5 protein-coding genes are annotated in these 16,957 nt (G+C 66.8%); 4 read left to right on the top strand and 1 reads right to left on the bottom strand.

Features of this window, described 5'->3' with window-relative positions:
- Nucleotides 1–112: 112 nt before the first annotated feature.
- The 3 genes from Acy02nite_RS45080 to Acy02nite_RS45070 all read left to right on the top strand — a co-directional run bounded on the left by Acy02nite_RS45080 (nucleotide 113) and on the right by Acy02nite_RS45070 (nucleotide 8,315).
- Entirely contained in the window at nucleotides 113–268 is a 156-nt protein-coding gene (locus Acy02nite_RS45080; protein WP_203756027.1) for a hypothetical protein, read from the top strand.
- Nucleotides 269–429: 161 nt separating this feature from the next.
- Nucleotides 430–7,770, top strand: coding sequence for a polymorphic toxin-type HINT domain-containing protein (locus Acy02nite_RS45075; RefSeq protein WP_203756025.1), 7,341 nt, complete (start codon nucleotides 430–432; stop codon nucleotides 7,768–7,770).
- Nucleotides 7,767–8,315 carry a barstar family protein gene (locus Acy02nite_RS45070; RefSeq protein WP_203756023.1) on the top strand — a complete coding sequence of 183 codons (549 nt, stop codon included), beginning with the start codon at nucleotides 7,767–7,769 and terminating at the stop codon, nucleotides 8,313–8,315. Before Acy02nite_RS45075 ends, Acy02nite_RS45070 begins: the two co-directional genes overlap by 4 nt.
- 1,340 nt (nucleotides 8,316–9,655) lie before the next feature.
- On the opposite strand, the gene Acy02nite_RS45065 is transcribed toward Acy02nite_RS45070, so the two are convergent.
- Nucleotides 9,656–15,691 carry a LamG-like jellyroll fold domain-containing protein gene (locus Acy02nite_RS45065; RefSeq protein ID WP_203756021.1) on the bottom strand — a complete coding sequence of 2,012 codons (6,036 nt, stop codon included), beginning with the start codon at nucleotides 15,689–15,691 and terminating at the stop codon, nucleotides 9,656–9,658.
- 424 nt (nucleotides 15,692–16,115) lie between these two features.
- On the opposite strand from Acy02nite_RS45065, the gene Acy02nite_RS45060 reads away from it, so the two are divergent.
- Nucleotides 16,116–16,658 (top strand): hypothetical protein, encoded by a 543-nt coding sequence (locus Acy02nite_RS45060; protein ID WP_203756019.1) that lies wholly within the window; start codon nucleotides 16,116–16,118, stop codon nucleotides 16,656–16,658.
- Nucleotides 16,659–16,957: the final 299 nt, after the last annotated feature.

The following is a 16,957-nucleotide window of genomic DNA, read 5'->3' as shown; positions in this document are numbered from 1 at the left end:
AAGAACGACGCGGCCTGACGCGTGAGGCGTGGAGGATTTTCCAGCTGGATGCGCTCATTGTGACTGCCACGGAAGGCAATTTGAAGACCCTCGTCGCTCTATGAGCGGATCCGTGGCTAGCCGGCACGTCCCGGTCGCACGGATCAGCGCACCCGCCCAGTCGCGGACTCCGGGCGCCACCTGCTCGCTGTTGCGCCTGAGCGGTGGCCGCCCGCGCACCAGGCTGACCGGCGCGCGGCGCCCCGCGTACATGACGGTCATCTGCTGAGTGCCGGGTCCACTGCGCAAGCCGTGCCCGAGGCGTCCGTCCGACTCGGACGACTTGATCTCAATAGTCTTGCGCCGGCTCGGAGTTGAATAAATGATCTTCTTCTTTGATGCCGCTCGTTGCTCTCCACAAGGCGCGGCTACACGGGGGAGGGTCACCGCATGCTGTCCAGAATCAACCCGGCGCCACGTCTGGTGTCGGGGTCCAGACGAAGAGTCCTCGCGGTCGCGCTGGGGCTGATGCTTCCGGCGTTGCTGAATCTGGTGGTCGCGCAGGGTGCCTCGGCCGCACCGCGGGACACCGCACCGCCGAAGCCGCAGGAGCTTCCTCGCGTCCAGTTGTCGAAGAACAGCAGGCAGCTGCGACAGGTCACGGTTCACAAGAAGTACCAGCGCTTCGACCCGGCCGGGCATGCCGAGGCACCTCCGGCCCGCAGCGCTACCGTCACCCTGCCGACTGGCGCGGGGACGTCCGCGGTGGCGGCGGCCACCCCCATCGCGGTCGGGCGCGGGGCGACCGGCGCAGCGCCGGGCAAGGTCCGCGTGACCACGGCCGACGACAGTAGCGCGCAGGCCGCGGGCGTCCGCGGTGTGCTGTTCAGCCTGCGGGCCGAGAGCGGTGGCGGAACCGTCTCGGTGAACGTCGACGAGTCCTCGTTCCGCAATTCCTACGGCGGCGACTTCGCCTCCCGGCTGCACCTGGTCCAGCTCCCGGCCTGTGCGATGACCACCCCGCGGCTCGCGAAATGCCGCACTCAGACGCCGGTGCAGACCGGTGCCGCCAATCCGCTGACCGCTCAGCTCAAGCTTGCCACGGCGTCCGCGGCCTCGGCGCTGGCGGAGACGACGACCGTGCTCGCGGCGACCTCCAGCGCCGAGGGCAGCAGCGGCGACTACGCCGCCACCAGCCTCTCGCCGGCCGGCAGCTGGGCGTCGGGCGGGAACACCGGCGCCTTCACCTACAACTATCCGATCACCGTTCCGCCGTCGATCGCCGGCGCCGCCCCGGTGATCGGTCTCAACTACAACTCGGCGGCCCAGGACGCGCGTACGGCGGGCACCAACAACCAGTCCTCCTGGATTGGCGATGGCTGGTCGAGCACCGAGAACTTCGTGGAACGCACCTACCGGCCCTGCAAGGATCTGAAGAACTCCGGCGCGCCCGACAAAAGCGGCGACCTGTGCTGGGGCGGCCAGCTCCTCACCCTCTCGCTCAACGGCTCCTCCACCCAGCTCGTCTACGACGGCGGCAAGCTGCGGCCGGTCAGCGACAGTTCGACGACCAAGGTCGAGATGCTGTCGAACGCCACCAACGACACGGACAACCACGAGGCGTTCAAGGTCACCGAGGGTGGCGTCCAGTACTACTTCGGTCTCAACCGGCTGCCCGGCTGGAGCTCCGGCGACGATGAGACGAAGTCGGTGTGGACCGTCCCGGTCTACCGGGCGAACGCCACCAACCTGCAGGAATGCTCCGACACCGACAAGAAGGACTGCGCCGCGATCCCCGGCGGACCGGCCGCCTGCTCGTCCAGCTCGACGTTCGCGGACACCTCGTGCACGCTCGGCTATCGTTTCAACCTCGACTACGTCGTCGACCTCAACGGCAACGCCATGGCGTACTACTACGCGCCGGAGACCGGGTACTACGGCGCGAACGGCAAAGACACCGCGGTCGAGTACGTACGCGGCGGTGTGTTGAAGCGCATCGACTACAGCATGACCGCGTCGACCGTCTACTCGGGCACAGCCCCGTCCCAGGTCCTGTTCACCACGGCGGAGCGCTGCCTCACCGGAGTGCCGGCCGGAAACACCTGCGCCGCCGGTGACTTCACCGAGGCCCACCCCGAGTACTGGCCGGACACGCCGATCGATCTGAACTGCTCGACCGGCAAGGACTGCAAGCTGCACGGCCCGAGTTTCTGGTCGCGCAAGCGCCTCACGACGATCATCACCCAGGTGCAGGTCGGCGGCGAGACCCAGAAGGTCGACCGTTACGACCTCGACCAGGACTTCCCCGACAACGGCGACCACGCGCCCACGCTGTGGCTGTCCTCGATCACCCACACCGGCCTCGACACCAGGGGCGGGGCCGCCGGCAGCGCGCTCGCCGGCACCACCAGCTTCACACCGCGGCAGTTGCAGAACCGGGTCGGAACGATCCCCAGCATGCCGAGCATGTTCTACCACCGGATCGGCACCGTGATCAGCGAGACCGGCGCCGAGAGCCTCGTGGACTACACGACTCCGGACTGCACCGGTGTCCCGGCGAGCGACCTGAGCGACACCAAGGACACCGCGGCGCAGAAGTTCGCGTCGACGAACAAGACCGCCTGCTTCCCGGTGTACTGGACTCCGGAAGGGCAGGGGGCGCCGCTGATCGACTGGTTCTACACCCACCCGGTCAGCCGGGTCACCACGATCGATCGATACAACGTGTACCAGGACGGCACCCAGCCCAAGCTGGTCACCGAGTACGCCTACCGGGGCGACCCCGGCTGGCACTACGACGACAACGAGGTGACCAAGGCCAGGTACCGCACCTGGGGCCAGTTCCGGGGTTACCCCGAGGTCGACGTCACCACCGGTGACACCGGCGTCTTCCACTACACGAACAAGTCCCCGGTCCACGACCAGAAGACACTCACGAAGACCTACTACTTCCTCGGCATGAACGGTGACACCCTGCCAGGCGGCAAGACCCGGCCCGACACGTCGCTCACCAGCACCGACGGCGGCATCTCGGTCTCGGACAGAGACGAGTTCACCGGACGCGCCTTCGAGACCGTCACCTACACGGGGGCCACTGGGAGCGTCGACCACAGCAGCGTCACCGTCCCGATGATCATCGGTCCGACCGCGTCCCGGTCCCGGTTCAAGCTGCCCGCGCTGCAGGCCAAGATGGTGCGCGTCACCAGGACCGTCAACCGGCAGAAGGTCTCCTACGGCTGGCGGACCACTGAGGCCGACACGTTCTATAACACCACCCTCGGCCAGAGCACCACCGGCATGCCGGTGCAATCCGTCGACCGCGGCGAGCCCGGCGCCGCCGGCAACACCCCGGCCTGTTCCTTCACCCGGTATCTCGACGGAACCGACGACACCCTGGTCGTCACCGCCGAGACCATCGTGACCGACCAGGACTGCGCGACCGCCGGAGCGTCTCCGGGCGGAACGCTGCTGAAGGACAACCGGATCTCGTACGACGGGCACGCGTTCGCGTACAACGGTGACGGCCAGACCAGCCCGGCCAGGCCGACCAAGGGCCAGCCGACCCTGATGCAGCAGGCCAGCACGGCCAGCGGCGCGCAGGCCACGGCGTTCGTGAACCAATCCCGTACGACTTATGACAGCTACGGGCGCATCCTGACCGCGACCCGGACGCCGGACTCCACCGCACCCGACGGAAGCAGCCTGGCTCAGGTCGTCCTCACCAGGTACTCGCCGGCCTCCGGCGCACTGCCCGTCAGCTCGGCCACGGTCACGCAGGTCACCGCCGGCGCCGACTGCTCGGCCGTCACCGCGTCGACCAAGGACTGCCAGGTCTCGGCGATCACCCTGGATCCGGCCCGGCAGTCAGCCCTGGCGACCATCGACGTGGCCGGTCAGGTGACGTCCCGGACGTACGACGGGCTGGGCCGGGTCACCGCGGTCTGGATGCCGAACCGGAGCAAGGCGGCCGGTGCCACGGCCAGCATGACCTACGACTACCGGCTGTCCGGCACCGCGCCCACCGTGGTCACCACCAACACCCTGCGCGACGACGGCGGCTACACGGTCAACAAGATCCTGTACGACGCCCTGCTGCGCCCGCTCGAGACGCAGGCAACCGGGGCGAACGACAGCACCGTCGTCTCGGACACCCAGTACGACTCGCACGGCTGGACCGTCCTCACCAACGACGGCTACGCGATCGACGGGACACCCGGCGACACGCTGATCTCCGACCACCTGTCGCAGGTGTCGATCCCGGCGACCACGGTGTCCGACCACGACGCGATGGGCCGTGCCACGCAAACCACCGCCGAGCACAACGGCGTGGAGACCTGGCACTCCCGCAGCGCCTACACCGGCGACACCACCACCGTGATCCCGCCGAACGGCGCGGTCGCCACGACCCAGACCGTAGACGCACTCGGCCGGATGACCCAGCTGCAGCAATACACGACAGCGCCCACGGTCTCCGGCACGCCGCTCGGTGGCTTCACGACCAGCGGCGGGGTCAGCCAGAGCATCAAATACACCTACACCGCGGCCGGCCAGCAAGCCACCGTGGTGGGTCCGGACAACGCCACCTGGAAGTACGGCTACGACCTGCGCGGCCGGCCCACTTCCCAGTCGGACCCGGACGTCGGATCGTCCACCACCACGTTCGACGACGCCGGCCGCATCACGACGACCAAAGACGCTCGCAGCAACGAGCTCGCCTACACCTACGACCTGCTCGGCCGGAAGCTGACCGCCACCGACAAGGCGTCCAAGTTTAAGTTCGCGAGCTGGACCTACGACACCCTGCGGATCGGCAAGCCCACCTCGTCTACCCGCTACGTGCCAGGCGTCACGGGTGGCTACACGGTCGGCGTCACCGGTTACACGACGCTCGGCAACCCGCTGGGGACCAGCATCTCGCTGCCCGGCGCCGAGGATCCGCTGCCCCTCGAATACGAGACGAAGTACGCCTACACCAGCAACACCGAACATCTCGCCCAGCAGCAGGACCCGGCGGCCGGCGGGCTCCCCGGCGAGACCATCACCTACAAGTACGACCTGCTCGGTCAGCCCAAGAGGACCAGCGGCATCGATCTGTACGTCGCGGACAGCACGTACACCGACTTCGGTCAGCCGTCACGGGTCGCGATGGGCGCTTCGACCAACCAGGCCGAGGTGATCTACGCGTACGACGAGTACACGCTGCGGCTCACCGGCCGCACCGTCAGCCGTGCCCAGGCACCCGGCCCGGTCGTCGACGAGACGGCATACACCTACGACGACGCCGGCAACCCGCTGTCCGTGACCAACCTGCAGTCCGAGACGGGTAACACGGTCAAGGACACCCAGTGCTACCGGTACGACAGCCTCGACCGGCTCGCCGACGCCTGGACCGCGAACGGGGACTGCCCGAACCCGGCGACCGCCCAGCCCTCCGCCGATCAGGTCGCGACCGGTCCCGGCGCGTACTGGCAAACCTTCACCTACAACGCCATCGGCAGCCGCACCAGGCTGGTCGACCACGGCATCAACGGCGCGGCCGACGCCACCACCGACTACACCCTCGGCTGCGCTGCCGCCTGCAACCGCACCGGAGCGCAGCCGCACACCCTGACCGCCGCAACCGGTAGCGACCCGGCCAAGCTCACCTACGACGTCTCCGGGAACCTGCTTACCCGTACCCCCGCCTCCGGGAACGGGCAGAAGCTGGAATGGGACAAGGAAGGCCACCTCGCTACCGTCACCACCACCGGCGCGACACCGACGGTTACCAAGTACCTGTACGACGCCGACGGCAACCAGCTGATCCGGCGCGACCCCGGCCGCACGACACTGTTCGCCGGTGACACGCAGGTCGTCATCAACACCTCGGTGACCCCGGCCGTGTCGCTCGGCGCTGTACGCACGTACAGCCACGGCGGATCCGGGTCCGCTGTGGCCGTGCGCTCCACCCTGCCCGGCGGCGGCACGGACTACCTTTTCAACGATCCGCATGGCACCGCGGCCCTCGCCATGGACACCACCAGCCAGCAGATCTCGCGGCAGCAGTACAAGCCGTACGGTGGGGAACGCCGGAGCGCGAACACGCTGAGCTGGCCGGACATGACACGGGGCTATCTGGGCGCGGTAAAGGACGTCGCTACCGGATACACCGATCTCGGCGCCCGCAAGTACGATCCGGCTCTCGGACGGTTCATCAGTGCCGACCCGGTCCTGCAGGTCACCGACCCCAACCAACTCGGTGGTTACACCTACGCGGGCGACAACCCCATCACCGGAAGCGACCCCACCGGCACCACCAACGAGATGGGCGGCGGCGGCGGCCGGGCGTGTCCCCAGTGCAACGGAACCATGACCGGCGGCACGGGGACGAGCTCCGGCCAGATCACCACCCCGAGCAGCGGCTCCAGCGGCAGTGGCTCCAGCGGCAGCAGCGGCAGCAGCAGCGGTGGCGGTGGCGGTGGCGGTAACGGTGGCAGCGGTGGCGGTAACGGTGGCAACAGTGCCGGCGGTAACGGTGGCGGCGGAGTGGTCGACAAGGGGTGGAGGTTCGTCAAGACCCTTGGCAAGGACGGCTTCGGGCTCCTGCAGTCCGCGCAGAACTCGAACCCGGTGAGTTGCGCCGTCAACCTCGGCATCGACGGCTGCATCGAGCAGCACAAGGGCACCGCCAAATTCGCCTGGGACTTCGTCAGCTGCGGCTTCGGCTCATGTGACGGCATCAACCGCGATATGGACTGCTCGAACGGTTGGACCGCCGAATGCGCCGGCAACGTGACGTTTTTCCTCGGCTCGCTGGCCATCGGAGGCAGGGGGGCCGGTGCCCGCGCAGCGGCCGGCGAGGCCGCCACAGACGCGGCGGCAACAGCCGAAGCGGCGGCAACAGACTCCGCGGCGGCCGGCGCAGCGACAGACGCGGCCGCCAAGGCCGGGCAGACGGTCTCCCCGAGGGAGAACCCGGCAGGCAACGGTGGCCCGCAGCCTAAAGGCTGCAACAGTTTCGCGCCGACCACACTGGTGCTGATGGCCGACGGCAGCACGAAATCCATCGACGAGGTGAAACTCGGCGACGAGGTTCTTGCCACTGATCCGGACACAGGAGAGACCGCGGCGCACGAGGTCACGGCCTTGCATGTCAACACCGACACGGCGCTGGCTGACCTGACTGTCGAAACGGATGACGGCGCGGCGGTCGTTCACACCACCCAGGAACATCCGTTCTGGAGCCAACAGCGCCATCGGTGGGTCACCACCAATGATCTGCTACCCGGGGAAACACTCGGCGCGGCCGTCCCGATGGCTCCGGCGACCGTCGACGGAGTGCGTGCCTTCGCAGGGCAGCAGCGCATGTTTAACCTGACCGTTGACGGCGTTCACACGTACTATGTGTTGGCCGGTAAAACCCCAGTCCTCGTCCACAACACGGGACCGTTGTGTGGCCCACACGGCGGGGCGTCCGGCAGCCCCGCTGGAGTGGGAGTAGTAGAGGGGCCGGCTCCCGCTAAGGCGTTCGACATGCTGGACAAGGTAAAGAGCCGGACTGGCGGTATCGGTAAGGTGTCGGGGTATGACGGTAACGGGAGTTGGGCCAATAAGGCTGGCGATTTGCCCGGAGGTGCATATCGAGAATGGGACGTCAACGCAACCGCTGACTTGCCTGTCTGCTCCTTTCCGGGATGCTCAAGGCCAATTCGTGGCGAAGAAAGATTGCTGACGCCGAAATCAGGATCAGGGTCTGCCTATTACACGCCGGACCACTACGGGACCTTCTATTACGTCGGGGAATTTCCGTGATCAAGTCATTTGCATCATTTGACCTAAAGGCACCGGTTGAGCCATGGGTGGTGATTGCTCAAGCTGGCGACCAGCTGGTCCGTGATCAGGTAAGGGAGCTTGCGCCTGGCGGTGTGATCCGGGAACTTGACTCCATGAAAATGACCGATGTGGCCGGTTTATTTGCTGAGTTCGCGGAGAAGCTCAGCTTCCCCTCGTATTTCGGCCACAACTGGTATGGGCTTGTGGACTGCCTCGATGATCTTCATGGTAGTTGGCATGGGAAACGATCCGTTGTCGTTGTCGTGGAGGACGCTGACGATCTGGTCGAGAAGGAGTTCTTTCCGCTGTTCATTGCCCTGCTTTGTGAAGCTGCCGAGCGGGCTAATCTATCACTCGATGCGGACAATCTTCCGCGAAGTCGGCCGCCGTTCCCCCTTCACTTCGTGTTCTTCTTGGCGCGCTTCGATATGCGGGAGATAGCAGGATTGCTGAGTTTGCGGGACGACCTATTAATCCGCGAATCCGATGGTCGCCTCCTTGTTTGGTCGGAATTGAGTGATTGACCCGCTGTGGCCAAGTGTCGGTCTTCGGTCATGGACGCGTGTCGCGGTGTGTCGCGTTGCCGTCACAAGAGAACATTGATCGCCAAGCATAAATCGGGTTGCGACGAGTTTCTTGCAGTGGGGTGAGCGGCAAGGCTGATGCGCTTCTGCGCATGAGTTAGCCGCCCACGTCTTGTGAAGCTCGCGCACGTGCACGGGTGTTATGGGCGTGCACGCGGGGCCGTAGGTCTATAGCGCGTGCGAACGGCCCCGGCTTCGGCCGGGGCCGTTCTTGATTACGTAAAGCAGTTCTGGACCAGCGCCGCCCGTGGTCAGGTTGTCGGCTTGCGACCGACATGCGGTTCATTGCCCCGGCCGACTTCGACCGCATCCCGATCCACGACACCGTCCGGCTCCGGCTCCGTCACCACGCCGAATACCGAGCCACGCCCTACCTCGGATAGCCGGGCCAAACCCGCCCGACGGCCAACGTCGCTGGCTTCCGCCCATGTTGCCGTCAACGCCACCCGATAGCCCGATCCGCTGCCGGACCGTTTCGGAAAGACCAGGTGAGAGCCGCGCACCGAAAGGTTACGCTCCGTGTCGGCCGTGAATATGCCACCCGTATCACGTTCTCGCCGACGGGGTGCTGGTCCTCGTTCGCAACGACGGTGGACTCACCCCGGGTGAGCGGGAGGTCTCGAACTAGGCGCAGGCCATTTACGTAAGAGAAATCAGCAAATTTGAGGCTGTTATGGCGATGCTGGATGATCCATGATCCGCGGCCACCTGCCCGCATTGCGGGGTCGGTCTGCTCGCCGTGACGAGAACGGCCGACGAGGCCACGTGACGTGCAGCAACTGTCCGTTCGAGTCGTGGGTGCGGCTGGCCGAACCGGAGGATCAGGCAACGGCCTGATCGTTCGGGTGGCAAGGAGCTGAGACGCGCCCGCATCGGCTACCGAGTCGATGCAGGCGCGGTGCCGGCATGACCCCGCGTCGACCGTCACGACCAACCCCGGCAAGATCACCACCCCGAGCAGTGGCTCCAGTGGCAGCGGTAGCGGGGGCGGCAAAAGTGCCGGCGGTAACGGTTACGGCGGAGTCGTCGACAAGGGGTGGAAGCTCGTAAAGACCCTCGGCAAGGACGGCTTCAGTCTCTCTCCCGGAACTGTTGCGGGAGTTGTCAAAGCCGATACTTACCGGGTTGGAGGCGGGCCCAATCGAGTCGGCGGGCAGATCAGCGCACTGGCCCGGGGCTGGCCGACAACCTGTGGTCGTGGGCCGGCTGAATGGCGGAAACGGGCGGAGCCGGTCTCCGCTGGCTGCGAAGACCGGCTTCGGTCGGGGTTTGATCAAGGACTACTGCTCGTATAACCAGGCCACGTCGTCGGGTGCGATCGCGCCCTGGTAGGCGTGAACCGCGTCGATGTCACCCGGGAAGTAGTCCGACTTGTGGTCTTGCCACATGGTGCGGCCGACCGCGAACGTGCCGGTGGCGTTCCAGCGCGAGGTTGCCGGGGACACCGCCTTCTGCACGCCGTTGACGTAGAGCGCGACGGTGTCGGCCGAGGCGTCATAGACCCCGACCAGGTGCGTCCAGGTGTTCAGCGCCACCTCACCGGCCGGGGCGTCGGCCGTCTTGGTGGCCGGTTCGGCCACGTCGCTGTCGGTCATCATGAACCGCCAGCTGTTGTTGGTCCTGCTCCACTGCAACAGGAACCGCGCGGTGTGCGTTCCGTCCTGGCTGACAATCGTGTAGTTCCCGTCGGTCTTCGCCAGGCGTACCCATGCCGACACCGAGAACGACTGATCAGTGTTGAGGACCGCGTCCCGGGTGATCGCCCCGTCCACGCCGTCGAAGTGCGCTGCGACCGTGTCGGAGGCCTCGCCGGCCGGTACGTCCGGCTTGGCGTGACCGGGCTGGACGTAGCTCGCCCCACCGGTCAGCACGCCCGGGTGGTTGTAAAACGCGCCGTCCTCGGCGTCGGTCGCCGCCCCGTTCCAGTTCAGTTCCCAGTCCAGCACCTCGATCGGTTCGACCCAGGTCTGCATTTCGGCTTCACCGAGCGGACGGGCCCAGACCTGGACGCCGGCGATGTCACCGGCGAAGTAGCTGTCTTTGCTGCGCCCGATGTAGGTCGGCCCGTTCGGGTCGTTGAACGGTGGCACCGAGTCCCGGCTGGTGTCTTGGTGACCGTTGACGTACAGGCTGAGCGTCGTGGTCTCCGCGTCGTAGCTGACGGCCAGGTGCGTCCAGACCCCGATCTTGGCTTCGGCGTCGGAGGACACGGTGGTCCGTTCGGTGGCGATCCCGGAGGCCGCTGTGGGAACCTCTGCCGCCCACTTCTTGTCGGAGGCTTGGTAGATCAGGCTCAGCGAGGATTGGCCGCCGACCGAGCCACGGGAGAACACCGGCCGGTCGGCTGAGCCGTCGGTCAGCTTCACCCATGCCGAGACGGTGTAGCTCGTGGTGGTGTTCGGCTTGAGACCGGTCGTGCCGTAGCTGCTGGTGCCGTTGAACGTGCCGGCGCTGAACCCGACTTGGCGGCTCTTGCCCCACGTCACGTCGGTGAGCGTCGCGGGGTGCAGGGTCCGGTTGCTGCCGGTGCCGGTGCCGTGACCGGTGTCGCGGGCGGTGGTGCCGCCGTCGTCGGTGAATTCCCAGACTGCGTTGCTGTCGGCGCCGTCCTCGGTGCCGCCGCTCTGGTCGTCGACGATCCAGTCGGACTTGTCGGCGTTGGTGACGTACTGCCAGGCCAAAGCCTCGTAGTAGGCCTCAGCTGGCCGAAGGACGGTGCCGTCGGCCCGCAGGTAGTCGCTCAGCACGGTGTCGTAGGTGGCGGTGGAGCCCTCCGCGATGCCGGCCGAGACGGCCTCGGAGAAGTCGATGACTCCGTCGGCGTGCCCTTTCAGGCTGCCCAGGATGTAGTCGTTGACCAAGAGGCGTGCCTGCTCCTGCAGGGCGGTCGGCGGGTTGGCCACCGAGAACGGCGGGATCGTGGCGGCGTACACCTTGATCGAACCGTTTTTGGTGGGCAGTTTGACCGAGCCGTTGGTCACGTCGTCGGCCTGGTACTGGTGTAGCTGCGACGCGATCGAGGTCAGTTTGGTCTCGACCGCGTTCGCGCAGGCGTCGGCTGTGGTGGCGGTGCAGGCCAGCAGGTCAGCGGCACCGGCCGAGAGCAGTGCGGCGCGGACGTTGGACTGGTTGAGCAGCGCCCGGTCGATCTGACCCTTGGCGTTGGTGCCCAGGGCCAGGGTGCTGGTCGGCAGCGAGGTCTGGTTGCCCCAGCTGCTGCTGCCCAGGTTCAGGATGCCGAACGGCACCTTGCCGCCGGTGTCCTCATTGGCCGCGAAGATCTGCGCCAGCTCGCCGTTGAGCTGGCTCTTGCCGTCCGGGGTGCTGGTGTCGGCGTTGACGGTCTGGTCGCCGAACAGCGCCAGTGCGCCGGCCGGCGCGGTCGCCGAGGTGGTCACGTCGATTCCGGAGACGAACGGGATGCCGTCGATGGTTGTCTCTTTGAAGCTGCCGGCGGCGATGTCCTTGGTGTGGTCGGCGCTGTCGGCGGTGATGTAGACCGGAACCTTCGGGTCCCGGTGCCCGGAAATCGCCGTCACGGTGCCGGCCACCTTCATGCTGACCAGCACGGTGGACAGCTGCGGCAGGCTCAGTGTGACCGGGTCGCTGAGCTGGTCGGTGCCGGCTGCCAGGGTGACCGCCGGGGAGCCGCCGAAGGTCAGCGGCAGCGGGGTGGAGGCCGCGGTGGCCCCACCGGTGGTGGTGTCCTGGGGCGCGATGGTGACCGCGCTCAGGGTCACCGGGGTCTTGCCGAGGCTGTTGGCGACCCGGACCCGGACCTGCTGGGTGTCGCCGCCGGTGCCGATGCTGAGCACCGCCGGGAAGCGGACCGTCTGCGGGGTCAGCGTGCTGGCCGCGTTGGGCGGGTTGGCGTCGTAGAGCGCGGCGGTGTCCTGCGCGGCCGCCCAGGTGCCGACCCACTTGGCTGAGCCGGTGTTCGACGTCGGCCGGATGCCCAGACCGAAGAAGTGCACCGAGGGCACACCGTCCTGCGCGATGTTCGACACCAGCGGAAGGGTGATGCTCTCCACCGCAGCACCGGGGCACAGCAGGGGCACGCTCACCGCCCACACGGCGGCGTTGCCGGCAGCCTGTGTGGCCCCCTTGCCGTTGCGGCGGGTGAAGGATAGGGCGGTGTCGCTGCTGGGTACGTACGCCCAGTCCGAGGCGTTGTCGATCGAGTACGGCTGTGCTTTCGTCCCGCAGCTGCTGGTGGTGTAGGTGATGGTGCCTGACGCCCCGGTGACGCCGCCGCTGCCCATCGTCGAGTAGCCGACGAGGATCAGCGCGTTGCCCTTGTTCACCACCGAGCCGTTCGACGGCACGGTGATGTACTGCCCGGAGGCCAGCATGTTGTCGACGGTGCCGTTGCCGTACGCGGACGGCATTTTGATCTTCGCGCCGTTGACGGTGACTGTGGCTCCCGGGGTCCAGCCACGGGCCTTGAAGTCGGCCGACTCGAAGCTGTATCCGGCGCCGTCGGCGTCCGCGGCGGTGATCGTCGGCGTGCTGCCGGCCGTGTATGTGCTGATCGCGGTGTTGTTGAGGCACGCCGCCGTGTTGTCCAGCGAGCAGGTGATCGCCGCGCCGAGCCGCACCAGGTCGATGCCGGCCTGGTAGCCGGCCGAGGCGGCGTTCTTGCCCAGCACCGTGAGGGTGATGGTGTGCACGCCCTGAGTAAGGATCCGCGGCGCGCCGAGGGCGGTCTTGATCGTCCCGAAGTTGCGGTACGTCGTCGAGACCCGGCCGGAGCCGTACGCGTCGAAGTTCTCGATCAGCACCGTCTGGCTGTCCTTGCCCTTGTCCAGGACCAGCGAGTAGGTGCCGTAGTCGTGCGAGGTGACCAGGTTCGCGCCGATGTCCCAGACCCCGGCCTTGGGCAGGTTGAACGAGACGGTGGCGGTGTCGCCCGGCAGCACCTTGTTGGTGGCGGACATGCCGGAGAGCATGAGCTGCCCGCCGGAGGTGAAGTAGAAGCCGGCGCTGCCGCTGTCCTGCTGCGAGACCGACCCGGTGGCAGAGGTCGTAGTGGCCTTCGGCACCGCTGACGTGGTGCCGTCGGTGTTGGCCTCGGTGTAGCCAGCGAACATCTTGGCGCCGGAGACGTAGATGGGCTTGGTGGTGCCCGCGTTGAACTTGTACGTGGTCTGCACCGAGGTCGACCCGCCCTGGTCGACCGCCTTGACCTGCAGAACGTGCGAGCCGGCGGTGGCTGGGGCGAAGGTCGGTACGGTCCAGCCGTTCATCACCGCGGTGCCGGTTCCGGGGCCGTTGTCAGCCTTGGCGAAGTACACCGTGCCCGGCTTGATCGCGGTGCCGACCGCCCACGGGGTGCCCTTGTTCGAGGCGTACACCACGTTGGCCAGGTCAGCGTCGAGGGTGAACAGGTAGCCGACGACATTGTTGCTGTAATCGTGCGGGCCGATCACCCAGGTGCCGTTCGTGCCGTACACGTCACCGACCTGGTCAGCCGGGTAGTTCGCCGAGTTGACCGTCGGCGCGCCGGGCGCCTTCGTATCGACGACCAAGTTCTGCCAGGCGGTGTACGTGTTCGACCATAGCCCCGACTCGTTCTGCACAGTGGCGCGCCAGTAGTACTCGCCGTCGGCCAATTTCGGCGTGGCCCAGCGCTCGCCGGTGGTGGAGAAGCCGCTGGTGCCGGTGTAAAGCCGGGTGCCCTTGGTGCTGTTGTAAATCTGGTACTGGATGCGGACCCGCTCGCTGACGCCGGAGACCGTCTGGTTGGCGCCCTGGGCGGACAGCGTCGGGGTCGGGGTGGTGGTGACGGTCTTGCCCGCATTCGGCAGGCTCGGCGTTGCCGCCGGGTTGCCGGTGCCGTTGAGCAGGTACGGCCGGTAGCTGTACTTGATCGACAGGTTCGCGCCGCCGCCATATCCGAGCTGCTTCCAGCTCATCTTGTCGCTCATATCCTTCGCCTCGACCCGGAAGGTCAGGCTGCTCAGCTTGGTCGTGGTGATCGCCGTCTTGGCGTAGCTGAGCACGTTGAACGCCAGGGTCGGCGGGCTGACCTTCTCCGACTTGGTGCCGCAGTTGACCTTTCCGGCTTTGACTGTGGAGAGCACCCCGGTCAGCGCGGTCGGTTCGTGTCCCCAGTACAGACCGGACGAGTTCCAACTGCTCGGGGACTTGGTCGCGTAGACGACCGAAGCGGTGCTGGCGCACGTCGCGGACCAGGTGTGGGTGACGTACAGCGTCGCCTCGCTGACCTCCGCGCCCCGGATATCGGAAGTGTTCATGTTGTAGTAAGTCTTGGCTTTCTCGCCCTCGCCGCCGTACTCCGGCCAGTCGTCCAGGCCGATGCGTGCCCGCGCCGAGCCGGTCTTCGACGTCGAGTTGTAGACGTTCCAGCCGTTGCTCGAGATTCGCGCCCAGTTGAGCTGGGAACCCTTCGAGCCACCGCCCCAGGACGGGTCGACGTACACCGGATACCTGGTGTCGCTGTCAGTCAGCAGCGCCTTGTCCAGCGACAGCGTCTGCTTTCCGCCGGCGACCTCGACCTTAATCTTGGCCTGCTTGCCACCCAGCTCGGCGGACGCCTCGTGGGCCGCAACCGGGTCTGCCGCGGCCTCGGCCGCGGTCACCGCGGGAGTGGCGCCGTCCTTGCCCGGGCTGCTGTCCCACATTAAGGCGGTTCCGGTACGGAACACGTCCTCGCCTGTGCCGGTGTCCGTCGCCGCAGCGCCGCCGTCGCGGGTCTCGGCGAGTTTGACGCCGGTGCCGGTCAGCCCGAACTCGAGCTTCTGCAGGTCCGGGTTGGCGGCCGCCTGCGCGTTCTTGACCACGAAGATCGACGAGTAGCCGGTGGCGTCCGCGGTGATCTGCAGATCCACGTCGGGCAGCACGTCAGCGTAGGTCGCGGTGTCACCAGCGACGCTCGGCTTGGGTAGCTTCTCCGGCCAGGAGAACGTCAGCTCCTTGGGGCCGTCCTTAATGGTGAGCAGCTTCGTACTGCCGTCGGCGGCGATCGAGAGCGTACTCAGCGCAGCCTTCGGCGAGTAGCTGCCATCTGTGCGCTTGACCAGCGACGTGTCGATCGGCACCCACTTGCCGCCCTGGTCGACCCGCTGCGGGGTGGAGGAGGTCAGCTTGGTCAGCGTGCCGTCCGGGTTCGCCGAGGTGGTCGAGTACTCATCGGCCAGCGTCGGCACGGTGACCGGCTCACGGCTGGTCCGGGCCTCGGCGATGGCCGCGAGCACCGGATCGGCCGGCTTCTCGGCCTTCTTCGGCTTCTTGGCGGTGGTGGACGTCGGTGCCGGGCTGGGCGCGGATGGATCGGCGAGAGCCGGTGTTCCCACCGCGACAACGCCGGCTCCGGAGACCAGAGTGACGACGGCGCCGACGAGAGCCAGCCGCCTTGGTTTCGATGTATGTAACATGGACCCTCTCGCATACGGATCTTGAAGGATCGCGACATCATCTCCCGGAGACGCATCGACATACGGGAGATCATTGATGTGAGTATCTCCACTAGAGACAGCAGCTCGCGGCCCGGTAACCTCACTGCAACTCAGAGTCGATCACCTTCCAGCTCCGTTCCGGCATCCCGGCCTCACCGGGGCGGGCCTACAGGCAGGCTTGTCTCTTGCTGCCCGTATCCGCCCGTGAGGTATGTCTGGCGTCGCGCTCGGCGGCACCGGCAGCCTCCTTCGCTTGCGTCTTGCTCAGCGCCGCTTGACAGTGGATCATGGTGCCGTCATTGGTGGGAGCAAGGAGACTGCGGTGTCGGTCGAGGTGTACGTCCCGGCGAATTTCGTGGCCGCGGGTTGGGGAACACCGACGGTATGCGCACGCCATGGTGAAGCGGCCGTCGAGAGGGCGAAGATTCGGTTCGTCTCCGACACCTCGCGTTGGCTGATCCTGCTAGGCGTGATCGTCTACGTCGTCGTGATGGCAGTGACCCGTAAGACGGTGGTATCACCGGCGTGGCCGTTCTGTGCCCGATGCAAGAGGGAAGAGGTCACCAAGACCCTGACAGGCTGGGCCAGCCTCATCGTCGGCCTGTTGCTGTGGTTCGCCAGTGTGCAACTGCTGAGCAAGCCAGCCCCTATCGGGGCGTTGGTCGGCGTCGTGCTGTTCGTGGGTGGCGCCCTCGTCGCCGGAAGCGGTACTCGCCCGAGCATCGCCGGAGGCGTGGTGACCAATGACGGGCAGGCCGTACGATTCGCCCGCGCGCATGAGAACTTCGCGAGCCAGGCCGTCGCCGCCCAGCAGGCTGCGGCACGGCAGTACGCCGCGCAGGCAGGCTACGCACCCCAGCCGTAACCGTCACCGTCCGCCTGCTGAACGGCCGACCTTGTCTGTGTCTCGTCCGTGCGCCGACGCCTGACATTAATGTCGGCCCGCAGGTCGACGGCTCGGGGGATGCCCTGCTTTCGGCAGATCAGTAAACGTGAGCGCGGGCCGGGCGATCCATCCGACTACGTTCTGTCCCGCCCCAGGTTTGATGGAGACATCCAAACCTAGGAGAGAATCTCGCTATGGCGGCACCGAAGAAGTACCCCGATGAGCTGCGTGAACGGGCGACCCGACTGGCCCTCGAGGCCCGCCGGGACCCGGCGGCC

The organism is Actinoplanes cyaneus, assembly GCF_016862095.1.
Taxonomy (GTDB): Bacteria; Actinomycetota; Actinomycetes; order Mycobacteriales; family Micromonosporaceae; genus Actinoplanes; species Actinoplanes cyaneus.
Note: the sequence above shows the minus strand (reverse complement) of the source record. Positions and strands in the feature narration are given on the sequence as shown.